This window comes from Streptomyces sp. 7-21 (genome assembly GCF_016741785.1).
Taxonomy (GTDB): Bacteria; Actinomycetota; Actinomycetes; order Streptomycetales; family Streptomycetaceae; genus Streptomyces.
Map to the genome: position 1 here is coordinate 90,413 of NZ_JAERRL010000011.1, position 16,517 is coordinate 106,929.

15 protein-coding genes and 1 pseudogene are annotated in these 16,517 nt (G+C 73.1%); 8 read left to right on the forward strand and 8 right to left on the reverse strand.

Annotation, left to right across the window (positions count from 1 at the left end; all coding sequences use genetic code 11):
- Nucleotides 1-140 precede the first annotated feature (140 nt).
- From JK356_RS15555 to JK356_RS15565, 3 genes are all read right to left on the reverse strand, one after another.
- Nucleotides 141-980, reverse strand: a complete 840-nt coding sequence (locus JK356_RS15555; protein WP_201868552.1) for an alpha/beta fold hydrolase — start codon at nt 978-980, stop codon at nt 141-143.
- 66 nt (nt 981-1,046) lie between these two features.
- Nucleotides 1,047-1,355, reverse strand: coding sequence for a hypothetical protein (locus JK356_RS15560; RefSeq protein ID WP_201868553.1), 309 nt, complete (start codon nt 1,353-1,355; stop codon nt 1,047-1,049).
- Between the two features lie 100 nt (nt 1,356-1,455).
- Nucleotides 1,456-2,421, reverse strand: a complete 966-nt coding sequence (locus JK356_RS15565; RefSeq protein WP_201868554.1) for a TerC family protein — start codon at nt 2,419-2,421, stop codon at nt 1,456-1,458.
- Between the two features lie 218 nt (nt 2,422-2,639).
- Between JK356_RS15565 and JK356_RS15570 the strand changes: the two genes are divergently transcribed.
- On the forward strand, nt 2,640-3,863 hold the full coding sequence (locus tag JK356_RS15570) for an MFS transporter (RefSeq protein WP_201868555.1): 1,224 nt from the start codon (nt 2,640-2,642) through the stop codon (nt 3,861-3,863).
- A 17-nt stretch (nt 3,864-3,880) separates the two neighbouring features.
- Here JK356_RS15570 and JK356_RS15575 read toward each other — a convergent pair whose 3' ends face one another.
- Nucleotides 3,881-4,327, reverse strand: a complete 447-nt coding sequence (locus JK356_RS15575) for an ATP-binding protein (protein ID WP_307815622.1) — start codon at nt 4,325-4,327, stop codon at nt 3,881-3,883.
- Nucleotides 4,328-4,463: 136 nt separating this feature from the next.
- Here JK356_RS15575 and JK356_RS15580 point away from each other — a divergent pair, with 136 nt between their 5' ends.
- Both JK356_RS15580 and JK356_RS15585 read left to right on the forward strand, forming a co-directional pair.
- Entirely contained in the window at nt 4,464-5,330 is an 867-nt protein-coding gene (locus JK356_RS15580; RefSeq protein WP_201868556.1) for a helix-turn-helix transcriptional regulator, read from the forward strand.
- A 3-nt stretch (nt 5,331-5,333) separates the two neighbouring features.
- The gene (locus JK356_RS15585) at nt 5,334-5,570 is read left to right on the forward strand and encodes a DUF397 domain-containing protein (protein ID WP_201868557.1); all 237 of its coding nucleotides are present in this window, start codon (nt 5,334-5,336) and stop codon (nt 5,568-5,570) included.
- 75 nt (nt 5,571-5,645) lie between these two features.
- Here the strand turns inward: JK356_RS15585 and JK356_RS15590 are convergent, their stop codons facing one another.
- On the reverse strand, nt 5,646-8,588 hold the full coding sequence (locus tag JK356_RS15590) for a glycoside hydrolase family 2 TIM barrel-domain containing protein (RefSeq protein WP_201868559.1): 2,943 nt from the start codon (nt 8,586-8,588) through the stop codon (nt 5,646-5,648).
- A 271-nt stretch (nt 8,589-8,859) separates the two neighbouring features.
- Here JK356_RS15590 and JK356_RS15595 point away from each other — a divergent pair, with 271 nt between their 5' ends.
- Nucleotides 8,860-9,669 (forward strand): SGNH/GDSL hydrolase family protein, encoded by an 810-nt coding sequence (locus JK356_RS15595; RefSeq protein ID WP_201868560.1) that lies wholly within the window; start codon nt 8,860-8,862, stop codon nt 9,667-9,669.
- A gap of 22 nt (nt 9,670-9,691) precedes the next feature.
- Here the strand turns inward: JK356_RS15595 and JK356_RS21970 are convergent, their stop codons facing one another.
- Both JK356_RS21970 and JK356_RS15605 read right to left on the reverse strand, forming a co-directional pair.
- A complete protein-coding gene (locus tag JK356_RS21970; RefSeq protein ID WP_236671373.1) occupies nt 9,692-10,123 on the reverse strand; it encodes a hypothetical protein in 432 nt (143 codons plus the stop codon).
- 440 nt (nt 10,124-10,563) lie between these two features.
- Nucleotides 10,564-10,884 (reverse strand): annotated as a pseudogene (locus JK356_RS15605) (helicase-related protein); the annotation flags it as partial.
- A 241-nt stretch (nt 10,885-11,125) separates the two neighbouring features.
- Between JK356_RS15605 and JK356_RS15610 the strand changes: the two are divergent.
- The 4 genes from JK356_RS15610 (at nt 11,126) to JK356_RS15625 (ending at nt 13,984) form a co-directional block, all read left to right on the forward strand.
- Entirely contained in the window at nt 11,126-12,184 is a 1,059-nt protein-coding gene (locus JK356_RS15610; protein WP_201868561.1) for an acyl-CoA desaturase, read from the forward strand.
- A 134-nt stretch (nt 12,185-12,318) separates the two neighbouring features.
- A complete protein-coding gene (locus JK356_RS15615; RefSeq protein ID WP_201868562.1) occupies nt 12,319-12,501 on the forward strand; it encodes a hypothetical protein in 183 nt (60 codons plus the stop codon).
- A gap of 121 nt (nt 12,502-12,622) precedes the next feature.
- Complete coding sequence (locus JK356_RS15620) at nt 12,623-13,015, forward strand: roadblock/LC7 domain-containing protein (RefSeq protein ID WP_201868563.1); 393 nt, start codon at nt 12,623-12,625, stop codon at nt 13,013-13,015.
- Between the two features lie 114 nt (nt 13,016-13,129).
- On the forward strand, nt 13,130-13,984 hold the full coding sequence (locus JK356_RS15625; protein ID WP_201868565.1) for a DUF6397 family protein: 855 nt from the start codon (nt 13,130-13,132) through the stop codon (nt 13,982-13,984).
- Here the strand turns inward: JK356_RS15625 and JK356_RS15630 are convergent.
- Nucleotides 13,931-16,444, reverse strand: coding sequence for an RNA helicase (locus JK356_RS15630; protein ID WP_201868567.1), 2,514 nt, complete (start codon nt 16,442-16,444; stop codon nt 13,931-13,933). The two genes, JK356_RS15625 and JK356_RS15630, sit on opposite strands and share 54 nt — an antisense overlap.
- Nucleotides 16,445-16,517 lie beyond the last annotated feature (73 nt).

A 16,517-nucleotide genomic window follows, 5' to 3' on the forward strand; every position in this document is an offset into this window, starting at 1 on the left:
CTGTCCGTGCCGCGGAAGGCGTGCACCGATGGCAAGGGCCGGGCATGGTGCCCAAGCTCCCGGTCCGTTCAGTTGAGTCGCTGGTTTACTCCTCGCGCACACTGCGCCCGTATGGACTCCGGTGCTGTTGACGCTGAAAGTTACCGGTCGCCGCCCTGCCCCGCGGCGGCGGTGGCCGCGCACCACTCGCGCAGCAGGGCGGCGAGCGCGGCGGGCCGTTCCTCATGCGCGTAGTGCCCGCAGTCCTCCCAGACCTCAGTCCGGTTCAGCGGATGCCCGCCGAGCGAGCGTTCCCACGCGGCGGCGGCGTGCGAGGTGTGTACGGACAGCGCGGGGCAGCGGCGCCGGCGCAGGTAGGGGGCGGCCGCCGGGCGCAGGCCGAACGCGCCGGGCGCCAGGTACATGGCCTCGCGGTAGCGGGCCAGCACCCCTGGGTCCATGGCCGCAATCAGGCGCTCGTGCCGCTCCCGCACCGCTGGGGGCGTCGCCGCGGTGCACGCCCGGCGCACGAAGCGCAGCGCCCAGGCCGTCCCCTCCCGTTCCAGTTCCCGCTGCTCGGCGCGCAGCCGCTCGGGCCGGCCGTTGTCGCCGCCGTACCCCGTGGCCACCGTCACGACCGAGCGCACGGCGGCGGGGTGCTCCACGGCCAGGGCCGCCACCACCTGCCCGCCCATCGAGTGGCCCACGGCGACCACCGGGCCGGTCCCCTTCCGCCGCAGCCACGCGGCCAGATCGGCGGCGATGGCGCGCGGGGAGCAGCGGCCGGGCCGGTCCGGCGTGCGGCCGTGGCCCGGCAGGTCAGGCACCAGCACGCGGTGACGGCCGGCGAGCAGCGGGACGTGGGCCGACCAGTCGCCGCCGTCGCTGCCCCAGCCGTGCACCAGCAGCAGGGGGGCGCCGCCGTCTTCCGGCGGCGGGCCGGAGTCCAGCGCGTGGAAGCCGGCGGGCGGGGGAGGGGTGCGGGCCGGGCCGGGTGTCATGTGTCAGCTCCGGGGGAAAGCGCTTTCAAGGCCGGCGCGGACGATACCGCCGCCCGGACGCGCGCGTCACTCCCCGGTGCCGCCCCGGCCCTTCCTGCGGAACCAGCGGCGCCGCGGCTTGCCCGAGCGGGAGCGGCGCTGCGGCGAGCTGTGTATCCAGCCCGCAGGCGGCGCATCGGAGCGCCAGGGCTGCGGCGCGGGCGCCTCGTGCTTCCACCGCTCCTGCAGCATCCTGGTCCGGGCGGTGGGCTCCCGGACATCGGCGCCGCGGACGAACTCCTCGTCCAGCACGACGCCGTCCCACTCGTCCCACTCGTCGCTCCCGGAGCCGCTGGGGCGCGGCTCCTCCTGGTCTCGCGGCTCGTCTGCCGGCATGACCGCCTCCCGTTCACCCTCGGCGCGCGCACTGCACGGGACGTCCTTCTCAGGGAACGCCCCGGCGCCCGCGCAGGTTCCCGCCCGCGCCGGCCCGCACTCACCGGCCCGGCGCGGACTCCTGCCGCTCCCGGCGCGCGGCGTACAGACTGGTCGCCGTGGTCACCGCCAGTACGGCGACGATCACCGCCAGCGAGGCCGGGGTGCTGATCTCCGGGGCGTGGACGCCCGACTCGTGGAGCGCGTGCAGCACGAGCTTGACGCCGATGAAGCCGAGGATGACCGACAGGCCGTACGACAGGTGGACCAGCTTGTCCAGCAGCCCGCCGATGAGGAAGTACAGCTGCCGCAGGCCCATCAGCGCGAAGGCGTTCGCCGTGAAGACGATGTACGGGTCTTCGGTCAGGCCGAAGATCGCGGGGATCGAGTCCAGCGCGAAGAGCAGGTCGGTGCTGCCGATCGCCAGCATCACGATCAGCATGGGCGTCATCAGCTTCCGGCCGCCGTCGCGGATCACCAGCCTGGTGCCGTGGTACTGGTCCGTGGCCGGGAAACGCCGCTCGACCATCTTCAGGAAGCGGTTCTCCTCGTACTCCTCCTCGGGCTTCTCGGCGCGCGCCTCCCTGACCAGCTTCCAGGCGGTCCAGATGAGGAAGGCGCCGAAGATGTAGAAGACCCAGGAGAAGGCGGCGATGAGTGCGGCGCCGAGCCCGATGAACGCCGCGCGCATCACCAGGGCGATCAGCACGCCGGCCATCAGCACGCGCGACTGGTACTGCGCCGGGACGGCGAACTTCGACATGATCAGCACGAAGACGAACAGGTTGTCCACGCTCAGCGACTTCTCGGTCACGTAGCCAGCGAAGAACTCGCCGCTGGCCTGCGCATCGCCGAAGACGAACAGCCCGGCGCCGAAGAGGACGGCCAGGACAACCCAGAAAACCGACCAGCCGGCGGCCTCTGAGACGCTGACCTCATGCGGCTTGCGGCCGAAGAAGAAGTCAACGGCGATCAGCGCGCACAGCGCGACGACGGTGACCACCCACAGGGCGAGTGTGACGTCCAACGTTCCTCCGGTGACGAGTGCTTCGCTTGGCTGGCGGAACGCAACCGGCCGCCGCTCACGGCCGCGTCCGTCACCGCGTACCCCCGCGCCGCCCCGGCCCACGCGCGCGGGCGGCCGTCCGGCAATGGTAATGGAATGGCAAAGTCCCGCCTCGGTGCGGCCAGGTGACGTGCCCCGCGCCTGCCGGGCCGGGAACCGCACCGGCATCATCGGATGCCATGAAGCAATCCGCCGCCGGCCTGCGGGTCTACCGCGATGTCCTCCGCGTTCCGGGTGCGGCCGGTTTCGTCTCCGCCTCGCTCGTCGGGCGGGTGCCGATGGCGACGCTCAGCCTGGCCACCGTCTTCCTGGTGACCGACGTCACGGGCAGCTACGCCATGGCCGGGACGGTCGCCTCCGCGGGAGCGCTGTGCTACGCGCTGCTCGTGCCGCAGCTGGGCTACCTCGTCGACCGGTTCGGCCAGCGGCGGGTGCTGGTGCCGCTGGCGTGGGTCTTCGCGGCCGCGGGCGCGGCGTTCGTCCTGGCGGCACGGGAGGGTGCCCCGGCCTGGCAGATCGTGGCGGCCGGGGCGGTGTTCGGTGCGACCATGCCGCCGCTGGCCGCCCTGGTGCGGGCCCGCTGGAGCCATCTGGCGGGCGGGGACGGCGGGCTGCTGAAGTCCGCGTACTCCTTCGAGTCCGTCGCCGACGAGCTGATCTTCGTGCTCGGCCCGCCGCTGGTGTCGGCCGCGGTGCTGCTGCATCCGGCCGCCGGGGTCGCGGCGGTGTCGCTGTGCGGCGCGGCAGGGGCGCTGGGCCTGGCGGCGCAGCGCCGCACCGAGCCGCCGGTACTGCCGCGCGGGCCCGCCTCCGGGCGGGCCATCGCGGTGCCGGGGCTGCGGGTGATCTGCGGGGCCTACGTCTGCACCGCCGCGATGTTCGCGGGCCACGAGCTGAGCACCATGGCCTTCGTCGGGGAGCACGGCGAGCCCTGGCAGACCGGCGCCGTTCTCGGCACCTACGCGGTGGGCAGTGCGGCGGGCGGGCTGTGGTACGGCGCGCGCCACTGGCAGCTCCCGCTGGACCGGCGGTTCCGGCTGGCGCTGGCCGCGATGGTGGCCGGGGTGGCACCGCTGTGGGCGCTGCCGGGGGTGCCCGCGCTGTGGGCGGTGTCCCTCGTCTCGGGTGTGCTGATCGCCCCGTCGGTTATCGCCGGGTACAGCCTGGTGCGCGAGGGGGTGCCGGCCGGGATGCTGACCGAAGGCATGGCGTGGGCAGCAACGGCAGTCGGCGTGGGCAAGGCCCTGGGGGTCTCGGCCGCGGGGTTCGTCGTCGACGCCGGCGGCCCGCGGGCGGGCTATCTCTTCAGCCTCGCCTGCGGCTGCTGCGCCGTGAGCGTGGCCCTGCTCGGCGCGCGCCATCTGCGCGCCATGGCGGCACCCCGCGTGGCGCGGGCCGCCTGAACCCCGCGCGCTGCCGGTCAGGGAAGGGCGAGGTCCGCCCAGACGACGTGCCCGCGGCCGGAGTCGGCGGGGCGCACCCCCCAGCGCTCGGACAGCGCGCACACCAGGAACAGCCCGCGGCCTGACTCGTCGTCCTCCGCCGCGGCGGCCGCCGGGGCCACGGGCCCCCGGCCGTCGCCGGCGACCTCCACCCGCAGCAGCGTGCCGAGCATGCGCAGTTCGCAGCCTACGCTGGTGCTGCTGGTGTGCCGCAGCGCGTTGGTCACCAGCTCCGACATCACCAGCAGCGCGTTCTCCTGTGTCTCCTCCGGCGCCCGCCAGTCGGCCAGCTGCCGGCGCGTGCGCCGGCGCGCTTCCGATGCGGAGGTGTCGGCGGCCGGCAGGCGGAAGCTGACACGCGCTCCCTGCGGGGGGACGGCGGCGTCAGCACGCCCCAGGGGCTGAGCGTGCGGGGAGAAAGCCACGTTCCTACTGTGAGTCGTGTGCCTCGCATCCGGCAAGAGGCATCCTGCAAATTACAGAATCGTTGGTTTCAATCTGTCTTATCTTCGCGGGCATGGCACACTGCTGTGCCATGACTCCACCAGGGGAGGCAGACGGGTGACGGGACGTCAGCCGGCAGGCGGCGCCACCGCGCTGCGTCTCGTGCTCGGCAAACGGCTCCAGGACCTCCGTGAGGCCGCCGGGATGTCGTTCGAGGACGCCGCACGCGCCCTCGACGTCACCCACGCCACCATCCGGCGCATGGAGAAGGCCCAGGTCGGGCTGAAGGTGCCCTACGTCGAGAAGCTGCTGCGCTGCTACGGCATCACGCAGCAGTCCGAGATCGACGGTTTCCTGTCGCTGGTCCGCGAGGCCAACCGCCCGGGCTGGTGGCACCGTTACCGCGACGTGCTGCCCGAGTGGTTCAGCGCGTTCGTCAGCCTGGAGGGCGAGGCCGACCAGATCCGCGCCTACGAGCCGCACTACGTGCCCGGGCTCCTCCAGACCGAGGCGTACGCCACCACCGTGCTGCGTTCCGGCATGCCGCACGCGCCCGCCCGCGAGGTGGAGCGGCTGGTGTCGCTGCGCCTGGCCCGCCAGGAGCTGCTCACCCGGGAGAAGCCGCCGCTGCTGTGGGTGGTGATGGACGAGACGGTGCTGCGCCGCCCCATCGGCCGCCCGAACGTCATGCGTGCCCAGATCTCCCGGCTCATCGAGGCCACCGCCTCACCGCACATCCGGCTGCAGATCTTGCCCTTCTCGGCCGGCCTGCACCCGGCCATGTACGGGCCGTTCCACATCTTCCGTTTCCCGCTTCCGGAGCTGCCCGACGTCGTCTGCGCCGAGAACCTCATCGGCGCCGCGTACTACGAGCAGCGCGAGGACGTCTCGGCGTTCCGCGAGGCCCTGGACCGGATGTGCGCGCAGGCGGAGCCCGTGCACCGAACCGAGGCCCTCCTCAGTGGTATTCGCAAGGAGATCTGAACGATGGATCGCATCTACAACGGCATGCCCGCCACCGAGCTGGGCACGACGGGCTGGCGGAAGCCCTGGAGCGGCGGCAACGGCGGCAGCTGCGTCGAGGCCCTCCGTCTGGGCGACGGGCGGGTGGCGCTGCGGCAGTCCGACGACCCGGACGGGCCGGCGCTGATCTGCTCGCACGGCGACATCGTGCGGTTCATCACCGGGGTCAAGGCCGGGGCCGCCGACTTCCTGCTCGTCTGAACAGGGCGGGGCCGGCCCGGGCGCGGCCGGGCGCGGCGGGCGCTCCCCTGTGCGGGAACGCCCGCCGCTGCCGTCTCAGCGGCCGGCCAGCTCCGTCAGCCGCAGCGCGAACCGTGCCGGCGCGGCCGTGAGGTGGTACTGCGGCAGCGGGCCCGGGCCGCACGACTGGCTGCCGATGCCGTGCTGGGCGTGGTCCAGGGTGACCCACACCGTGTCGCCCGGCACCAGATCCGTGTGGTGCGCGGCTGCGTCGAGCTGCTGGCTGGTCCAGCGGCGGGCCGTGAACCACACCGGCGCCGCGTCGGCGGCCACGCGCAGCCCGGCGCCGGCGCTGTCGCGCAGTTCCGCCCAGCGCACGTCGGCGCGCGCGCCGTTCTCCTGCGGCCGCACGTACGGCGTCTGCATCTCGTCGACGGTCATCGCGTGCCGTGACAGCAGGGACGCCTCCCGGGTGTCGGGGTAGGCCTCGTGAGGGCCGCCGCCGAACCAGGTGGCGTGGCTGAACTCCTCCGGCAGGCCCAGCAGCACGCCGAGCCGCGGCAGCGGGCACGGCCAGTCGCCCTCGGGCGTGACGCCGACCTCCAGCCGCAGCCCGTCCCCGGCGGCCGACCAGCGGTAGTCGGCGCGCAGGCCGAGATCGGTCCCGGCCGGGGCCACGCGGGTCCGCACCGTCAGCGCCCCGTCGTCCAGCTCGACGGCGTCGGTGCGGTGCCGCACCCGGTGCAGGCCGATCCGCCGCCACTCCTCGCCGGCGCGCGGCTCGTTGACCCAGGAAGCGCCCAGGTCGTTGTCGGTGGGGGCACGGAAGACGTCCAGGCGCGGACCCTGGCGCAGCGTCAGCCCGCCCAGCCGCAGCAGCAGCCCGGTGCCGGCGTCGAAGGCGGCCGGGCCCAGCCGGATCTCGCCCTCCTCCCGGTGCGGCGTGTCGGCCGGAGCGGGCGGCGGCGCGGCCGGGCCCCGCTCGCCGGCGGGCAGCTGCGTCCAGGCGACGACGTGGCCGCGCGGCGCCCACGGCGTGTCCCCGGCGAGGACCGCCCGGACGGTCCACACCGCCTCTCCGGTCAGGCCGGTGGCGGGCGCGGGCGGCAGCGCCGCCTGGGCGGAGCCGCCGGGCGGCACGGCTGCCAGGCGGAGCACGCCTTCGGCGACGGGCACCCCCTCGACCTCGTAGGCCCAGGTGAAGGCCAGGTGCGAGGTGTCGGCGAAGTCGTGGAGGTTGGCCACGGTGACGGTGCCGGCCGCGGCGTCGCCGGTGAGGCGCACCGGCTCGATGACCTTCTTGTACTCCAGCAGGCCGGGAGAGGGGGTGCGGTCGGGGAAGAGCAGGCCGTCGCACACGAAGTTGCCGTCGTGCAGCTCCTCGCCGAAGTCGCCGCCGTAGCCGTAGTACAGCCGGCCGTCGTCGGTGCGCCGGGGCAGGCCGTGGTCGATCCACTCCCACACGAAGCCGCCCTGGCAGCGTTCGTAGGTGTCGAACAGCCGCTGGTAGTCGGCCAGGCCGCCGGGCCCGTTGCCCATGGCGTGCGCGTACTCGCACAGCAGGAACGGCAGCGTGCGGCGGCGGGCGTCCAGCTCCGGGTCGGGCAGCGGCTCCTCTTCGCGGCGGCCGATGCGCTCGACCTCCTCGTGCGAGGCGTACATGCGGGAGAAGAAGTCGCTGTCCCGGTAGGTGGGGTCGTGCTCGTAGTGGATCGCGCGGGAGGGGTCGCGCTCGCGGATCCAGGCGGCCATGGCGGACAGGCCCGCGCCGGAACCGGACTCGTTGCCCAGCGACCAGACCACCACCGAGGGGTGGTTCTTGTCGCGTTCGACCATCCGCTGGGCGCGGTCGAGCAGGGCGGGAGTCCAGCGGTCGTCGGCGGCGGGGTTGCCGCGCCAGCCGGGAAAGAGGCAGAAGCCGTGGGTCTCCAGGTCGCACTCGTCGATGACCCACAGGCCCAGCTCATCGCACAGGTCCAGGAAGGCGGGGTGCGGCGGGTAGTGGGAGGTGCGCACGGCGTTGATGTTGTGCCGCTTCATCAGCAGGATGTCCTGCCGCATGGTCGCCACGTCCACCGCCCGGCCGGTGGCGGGGTGGAACTCGTGGCGGTTGACGCCGCGGAAGAGTATCCGGCGGCCGTTGGCCGTGAACACCCCGTTCTCGACCCTGATGGTGCGGAAGCCGATGCGCAGCGGGATCCGCTCGCCGGGCGTGGCCAGTTCACCGTCGTACAGCCGGGGGATCTCCGCGCTCCACGGTTCGGCCGGCACGGTGGTCTCCTCGCCGGTGGCGATGTCGATGCCCAGTTCGGGGACGGTGACCCGGCCGGATATGTCGCAGTCCACGCGCAGGGTGCCCTGGCCGGTGGTGTGGTGATAGCCGGCGTGCACGAAGAAGTCGGAGGGGGAGTGCTCCGGCCGGTGGAGCAGGGTGACGTCGCGGAAGATGCCCGGAAGCCACCACATGTCCTGGTCCTCCAGGTACGAGCCCGCGGACCACTGGTGTACCCGCACCGCCAGCACGTTTCCCGTGGGGCGCAGCAGGCGGCCGACGGCGAACTCGTGCGGCAGGCGTGAGCCGGTGAACGTGCCCAGTTCGGTGCCGTTGAGCCACACCCGGGCGCAGGAGTCCACGCCCTCGAAGCGCAGGACGGTCTCGCCGCCGCTGGGCCAGCCGGCGGGCAGGTCGAACACGCGGCGGTGGTCGCCGGTCGGGTTCTCCTCCGGCACCCGCGGCGGGTCCACGGGGAAGGGGTAGGTGACGTTGGTGTAGGCCGGGGCGCCGTGTCCCTGGAGCACCCAGTGGCCGGGCACGGTCACCTCGTCCCAGCCGGCCAGCTCGGCCTCGTCGGCGGTGAACCCGGTGCCGGTGCCCGCCGCGGTGGGGGAGAGGCGGAAGGACCAGGTGCCGTTCAGGGACAGCCGCCTGGCGTCCGAGGCGGCGTACCAGGCACGCGCGGGCAGGGCGCCGGTGCCGGGGGAGGGGTCCTCGTAGTAGGGGAGCGGGGCGGCCGGAGCCTGGCCAGGCCGGTGCTGCATGCGTCTCCTCAAACGGGACGGCGGCCGTGGCGACCGCGTCGCGTTGTTGGTTCCTGTGCTTCGGTGTTCGGTCACGCTAAGGCGCCTGCGCGTTCTCGACAAGGCTCCGCAAAAGTCGCACCGAAACCCGGCCGGGACAGTGTCGTTACTTATCGGTAACGGCTGTAACTCCCCCGGCATGGACGTCTGCTGACGGGGTATGGCGCAGCTGTCCCGAGCTCTTGACTGTGCACGGACATATCACCCCCACGAACAACTCCAAGGAGAATCCATGAAGTTGAGCCGCGTTCTGGCGGCGGCCGCTACCGCGGTCCTCGCCGCCGGCGTGACGCTTCTCAGCCCCGCCGCGGCCACCGCGCAGGACAACCCCGCGGCCGCGGGCGGCTACGTGGCCCTGGGCGATTCCTACTCCTCCGGCGTCGGAGCCGGCTCGTACGACGACGCCAGCGGCGACTGCCGCCGCAGCACCGTGGCCTACCCGGAGCTGTGGGCCGACGCCAACGCCCCGGCCTCCTTCGACTTCACCGCCTGTTCCGGCGCCACCACCACAGACGTCCTCAACAACCAGCTGGGCCCGCTGGACTCCGGGACCTCACTGGTCACCATCAGCATCGGCGGCAACGACGCGGGCTTCGCCGACGCCATGCAGACCTGCGTGCTCTGGGGCACCAGCGCCTGCCTCGACCGCATCGCCGAGGCCAACGCCTACATCAGCGGCACCCTCCCCAGCCGTCTCGACGCCGTGTACCAGGAGATCGCCTCCCGGGCGCCCAACGCCGAGGTCGTCGTTCTCGGCTACCCCCGCATGTACGAGCTGAACGGCAGCTGCCTGTTCGGTATCAGCGAGGAGTCCCGCGCCGCCATCAACGGCGCGGCGGACCTGCTCAGCGAGGTCATCGGCAAGAGCGCCGCCGACCACGGCTTCACCTATGGCGACGTGCGCTCCGCCTTCACCGGTCATGAGATCTGCTCGGACGACGAGTGGCTCCACAGCGTGACGCTGCCGATCGGCGACTCGTACCACCCGACCGCCGAGGGGCAGGCGGGCGGCTACTACGCCGTGCTCGAATCCCTGGCCTGAGCCCTCCTCGGCTTCCGGCCTGTCACCGCGGCTCCGCTCCGCCGGGCGCGTCATCCAGCGCGGCGCTGAGCGCGGTGGCCGGGTCGGAAGCCGCCGGGCCCGCCGGCCACCGCCGGCCGCCCTCCTTCCGGTACGGCCACCAGCGGCGTCGGCCCCGCAGCGCGGGCCGCGCCGGGGTGTCACGCCACGCCGCCGCCAGCTGCCAAAGCGGCCGTTCCGGAACTGGCCCGCCGGCATCCTCCAGCACCTCCAGTGCCGCTGCGCCGCCCGCCTCCCAGGCGCGCACCGCCGCCCGCAGGTCACGCGGGCCACGGCCCGTGCCCCGCGCCAGGCGCCGGAGGATCCGCTCCGCCGCCCGCTGTGCCGCCAGGCGCACGGCGTCCCGCCAGCGGCCCGTTCCCTCCGGGCCGGCCCCGGCGAGCAGCCGCCGCGCCCGCGCCGCCGCCGCTGCCACCAGGGAACCCCAGTGCTTCCGCGTCGACTCCCGGCGGCGGCTGCTCCGCCGCCCCGGCCAGCGCCGGCGGCTGCGTCGGGCCCGTGGCCAGCGGCGGGGCCAGGTCGCCATCGAGCAGCGCCGCCGGGCGCCCTGACGGGCCCGCGAGGGCCGTCAGCGGCCGGTCCTGTTCCGCGTCCGTCAGGGTCCGTCAGGCGGAGCAGCAGGCGTCCGCCCCGGTACGCCGTGCCGTCGGCGCCGCGCCCGTGCGGCCGTGAGCCGGCCCGGCCGCACGGATACCGCCCCACCGCCCCCGCCCGGGCGAGCCGCCTGCCGCGCCGCAGCACTCCGCGTCCAGGGCGCTGTCCTCCAGTGCAGCCAGCCAGCTCCACTCCCGCCAGGTGACCGCGAAGCCGCGGCCGCGCACCGGCGGGAGCGCCTGGATGACCGTTCCTGGCCCGTCACGCGTCCCTCCGCAGCATCACCAGTTCCGCCAGCTCAGCGCCGGTCAGATCGGTCAGCGCCGCCTCGCCGGCGGTGAGGACCGCGTCGGCGAGTGTCTGCTTGCGCCGCATCAGGGCGGCGATCCGGTCCTCGACGGTGCCCTCGGCGATCAGCCGGTGCACCTGGACGGGCTGGTCCTGGCCGATCCGGTAGGCCCGGGCGGTGGGCTGCGCCTCGAGCGCGGGGTTCCACCCGGTCGTCGTGCACGACGTGCTCGGCGCGCGTGAGGTTCAGCCACCCGTGCCCGCTGCCTTCAGCGGCAGCGGGAACGGTGGTCTCCGGCCGGGTGTCACGCGCGGGAGCGCTCGTCAGTTTGACTGGTGAGGGCCCCGGACGGACGGGATTCCCCCATTCGGCTCGCTGCGCGCGCCTCTCGCACGCGCGCGGATCCTAGAGAGGAGAGCCCGCCTGGCACAAGGGGGCTGCGTACACCCTGTTACGGGGGCTGCGGCCATGTCCCTGGCGGCCTGGGCTTTCTAGCGTGGAGATCTCATCGTTCGCTTATTCATCGGAGACGACATGCCCCCTTCCTCCGCGAGCCTCACCACGTCCGCGCCGCGCCGCGCGGGCGCGGGTGAGTTCGCCCCGCTGCTGCGGCTGGTCAAGAGCCAGGGCCTGCTGGAACGCCGCACCGGCTGGTACGCCGCGGGCATCGCCGTCAACGCGGTCATCCTCGTTGCTGTGACCGCGGCGGTCCCGGTCCTGGGGGACAGCTGGTGGGTCCTGGCCCTGGCCCCGGTGCTGGCGCTCTTCTGGGCGCGCACGGCGTTCTACGGGCACGACGCCGGCCATTCGCAGATCTCCTCCAGCCGCCGGGTCAACCAGTGGCTCGGCCTCCTCCACGGCAACCTGCTGCTGGGCATGAGCTCTGCCTGGTGGAACGACAAGCACAACCGGCACCACGCCAACCCCAACCACGTAGACAAGGATCCTGACGTCGGGGTCGGCGTGCTGGTATGGACCCAGACGCAGGCGGAGCGGCGCGAAGGGCTGGCCCGCTGGCTCACCGCCAACCAGGCACGGCTGTTCTTCCCGCTGCTCCTGCTGGAGGGCATCGCCCTGAAGGTCTCCAGCATCCGCATGATCATTGCCGGCGACGGCTGGGACCGGCGGGGCCGCGGCCGGCTGGTCGAGGGCCTGCTGCTCGCCGCCCACTACGCCGGCTACGTCACCCTGCTCGCTGTGTCCATGCCGCTCGGGCGGGCCCTGGCGTTCGCCTTCGTGCACCACGCGGTCTTCGGGCTCCACCTCGGCTGCGTCTTCGCTCCCAACCACAAGGGCATGGAAATGCCCGACGGCGACGGCGAGCGCTGGGGCCACCTCAAGCGCCAGGTCCTCACGTCGCGCAACGTGACGGGCGGCAAGGTCGTCGACTGGTTCATGGGCGGCCTCAACCACCAGGTCGAGCACCACCTGTTCCCGAGCATGCCGCGCCCGCACCTGCGGCTGGCCAGGCCGGTGGTGCGGCGCTACTGCGAGGAGCAGGGCGTGAAGTACACCGAGGCCGCGCTCCTTGACTCCTACCGGCAGGCGCTCAGTCACATGCACGCCGTGGGAGCGCCGCTGCGCCGCCGCTGACCGGCCCCGCCGCCCGGTGCCGGGGCGGGGCGGCACAACAGGACCGCCACCGCCCCGCCTGCCGAGGGTGGACACTGGACAGTACGTGCACGCGTGGGGCGGCCTGCCCGCCGCCCTGTCGAGGAGGTGGGAACGTGTCCCGAAACGCCAAGATCGCCGCCGCGGCCCTGGGTATCGGCCTCGTGCTGTGGCTGCTGACGAACTTCTGGATCGCCGTGGCGGTGATGGTCGGCCTCCCGGCCGCGGCCTACCTGCTGCTGGACCCCTCCCAGCGCCGCCGGCTCCGCCGCGTCGGCCGCCGGGAGCTCGGCCGCTAGTGCCCGCGCCGGCCAAACGATAGGGTCCCTTCCGGATCGTGACCGTCCCGCATGGTTGCCCGCGGCGCCGACCTGGGGAAGGCTGACACAGCAGTCGCCTTACGAGAAGGGGGAGCCGGGGATGGCACTGAGCACCACACTCGACTGGCTGCTGGACGACCTCGCCCAGCGCGTGCCTCGGGTGCGCCACGTCCTGCTGCTGTCGAGCGACGGGCTGGTCACCTCGGTCAGCCGTGGCCTGCGGCGCAGCAGTGCCGAGCACCTGGCGGCCGTGGCCTCCGGGCTCTACAGCCTCGCCAAAGGGGTGGGGGAGCACTTCCAGTGCGGTGGCGTCCGGCAGACGATGATCGAGTTCGACGACGGCATGCTGTTCGTGACGGCGGCGGGCGACGGCAGCTGCCTGTGCGTCATGACGGGTGCCGACGCGGACGTCGGGCAGGTGGGGTACGAGATGACCCTGCTGGTGAGCAAGGTCGGCGAGCACATGGGGCTGGCCGCGCGCGACTCCGGCTGAGCGCGGACCGGGCGCCTTTCACATGCAGGTGTGATTACAGAGAGTTGCCACCACGGGATCCTCTCGCTAGAGTAACTACTGAGAGTAGTTGCTCGTGTCGTGTGAGGAGTTCCCGTGCCCGTACTGCACGCCCCCGCAGCCGCCCCGCGCCCCGCGTCCGGTGTCCCTTCGCTCTCCCGCCCGCGGGCCACGAGCGCCCTGGGCCTCACCTACTGGGAGTTCGACGCCGCCGTCCACCTCGGCCTGCTCCCCACGGTCCCCGGCGACCGCCCCTGGCAGCGGCGCGTCCCCCGCCGCGACGTCGACCGGCTGCGCGGCGATCCCGGCTTCCCCGGCTTGCTGCGGGCCCGCGTCCGCCTGGTGAACGCCTCGGAAGGCGCGCAGCTGCTGCGGATCAGCTCCGCCCGCTTCGCCAGGCTCGCCCGGGGCGGACTCTTCTCCCCCCTCAGCTTCTACCCGAACCGGCACGGCGTCCTGGTCTGGCGCTACCCGGCGGCCGAGCTGCTGAGCGTCGCCCGCATGCGGCCCGAGCTGCTGACCGGCCCGCTGCCGCCCGGCCTCCGCCAGGCACTGCGCCGCGGCGAGGACTGGCGCCCCCGGCGCTGGCGGGGCCGCCGCACCGGCCAGCTCATCCGCCACGCCCGCGGCCCCTGGGAAAAGGCCGCTGTTCCCGCCGCAGTGCTCACCCCGGCCACGGTGCGGGCCGCAGTCCCGGACCTCCGCGAGCGGAAGGCGCTGCGGGCGCTCCGCCCCCCGCTCACCGGAGACGTACCGCTCCGGCCGCCGCTGGAGGACTGGCCGCCGCCGGTCCGCGAGGTGACGCGCGCTACCGACCCCGACGAGTCGCGGTGGTACGAGAGCCTCCTGCTCCTCGCCGTCCGCGAGGCCCGGCGGAGCGGACCGCCCCCGGTGGCCTCACAGCGGGCCGACGTCGGTGACCCGGATGACGGCCCGTCCCGCCGCGGCTGAACCCGCCAGATCGACCTCGGCGGAGATACCCCAGTCGTGGTCACCCGCCGGGTCGTCGAAAGTCTGCCGCACCAGCCACAGCCCTTCCTCCGGCCGTTCCTCGATGCTCAGCAGCCGCGGCCCGCGCGCGTCGGGCCCGGTGCCCAGCGAGTCGTACTCCTGCCAGTACGCCTCCATCGCCCGCGACCACGCCTCCGCGTCCCAGCCGTACTCGCCGTCCATCTCGCCGAGTTCGTCCGTGCGGCCGAGCGCCGCCAGCTCCACCCGCCGGAACATCGCGTTCCGCACCAGCACGCGGAAGGCACGGGCGTTCGCCGTGACCGGCGTGACCTGGTCCGCCCGGTCCTGGGCCTCGCTGGCGTCCTCCGTCTCCGGATTGGCCAGCTGCTCCCACTCGTCCAGCAGACTGGAGTCGACTTGCCGCACCATCTCGCCCAGCCACGCCGTGATGTCCTGCAGCTCCTCGGACTTCAGATCCTCCGGCACGGTGTGCTCCAGCGCCTTGTAGGCACTGGCCAGGTACCGCAGCACGATGCCCTCGGTCCGCGCCAGCTCGTACTGCGCCACGAACTCCGAGAAGGTCATCGCCTTCTCGTACATGTCCCGCACCACCGACTTCGGCGACAGGGGGTGATCGCCCACCCACGGATGGCTCTTGCGGTACACGCGGTAGGCGTGGACCAGCAGGTCCTCCAGCGGGCGCGGGTACGTCACGTCCATCAGACGCTCCATCCGCTCCTCGTACTCCACCCCCTCCGCCTTCATCGCCGCCACCGCCTCGGCCCGGGCGCGGTTCTGCTGGGCCGCCAGGATCTGGCGCGGGTCGTCCAGCGTGGACTCCACGACCGACACCATGTCCAGGGCATAGGAGGGCGAGTTCGGGTCGAGCAGCTCGAAGGCCGCCAGCGCGAACGTCGACAGCGGCTGGTTGAGCGCGAAGTCCGCCTGGAGGTCGACGGTCAGCCGCACCGTGCGCCCCTGCGCGTCCGGTTCGGGCAGCCGCTCCACGATGCCGCCGTCCAGCAGCGAGCGGTAGATCGCGATCGCCCGCCTGATGTGCCGCAGCTGCTGCCGGCGCGGCTCATGGTTGTCTTCCAGCAGCCGCCGCATCGCCTGGAACGGGTCTCCCGGCCGCGCGATGACGGCCAGCAGCATCGCGTGCGTCACGCGGAAGCGGGACGTCAGCGGCTCGGGCTCCGCGGCGATCAGCTTGCGGAAGGTGTCCTCGCTCCAGTTGACGAAGCCCTCCGGCGGCTTCTTGCGCACCACCTTCCGCCGCTTCTTCGGGTCGTTGCCCGCCTTCGCCAGCGCCTTCTCGTTCTCCACCACGTGCTCGGGCGCCTGCGCGACCACCAGCCCGGCGGTGTCGAACCCGGCCCGCCCGGCCCGCCCGGCGATCTGGTGGAACTCCCGGGCCCGCAGCACCCGCACCCGGCTGCCGTCGTACTTCGTCAGCGCCGTGAACAGCACCGTGCGGATCGGCACATTGACGCCGACCCCCAGGGTGTCGGTGCCGCAGATCACCTTCAGCAGCCCGGCCTGGGCCAGGCGTTCCACGAGCCGGCGGTACTTCGGGAGCATTCCCGCGTGGTGCACGCCGATGCCGTGCCTGACGTACCGCGACAGGTTGCGGCCGAACCGGGTGGTGAAGCGGAAGTTGCCGATGAGCGCGGCGATCTCGTCCTTCTCCGCCCGGGTGCACATGTTGATGGACATCAGCGCCTGCGCCCGCTCCACGGCCTGGGCCTGTGTGAAGTGCACGATGTAGATGGGCGCCTGGTCCGTCTCCAGCAGCTCCGTGACCGTCTCCGTCAGCGACGTCACCCGGTAGTCATAGCTCAGCGGCACTGGCCGGGTCGCCGAGCGCACCACCGCCGTCGGCCGCTTCGTCCGCCGGGTCAGGTCCTCCTCGAACCGGGAGACGTCGCCCAGCGTCGCCGACATCAGCACGAACTGCGCCTGCGGCAGCTCCAGCAGCGGGATCTGCCACGCCCAGCCCCGGTCCGGCTCGGCGTAGAAGTGGAACTCGTCCATCACGACCTGGCCGATGTCGGCCTCCGCCCCGTCGCGCAGCGCGATCGAGGCCAGCACCTCCGCGGTGCAGCAGATCACGGGGGCATCGGCGTTGACCGAGGCATCCCCCGTCAGCATGCCCACGTTCTCCGTGCCGAACAGCTTGCACAGGTCGAAGAACTTCTCCGAGACCAGCGCCTTGATCGGCGCCGTGTAGAACGTCACCTCGTCACGGGCCAGCGCCGCGAAGTGCGCGCCGGCGGCGACCAGCGACTTCCCCGAGCCCGTGGGCGTGGAGAGGATGACGTTCGACCCCGAGACGACCTCGATCAGTGCCTCCTCCTGAGCGGGGTACAACTCGATACCCTGCTCCGTCGTCCACGCCGAGAAGGCGTCGAACAGTGCGTCGGGGTCCGTGTCAGTCGGCATCTGATCGATAAGCGTCACCCTCCCATACTGCCCGCACTCCCCGCCGATCCGGGAACCGCCCGGTGCACGAAGATCACCGAGCACTACGCTT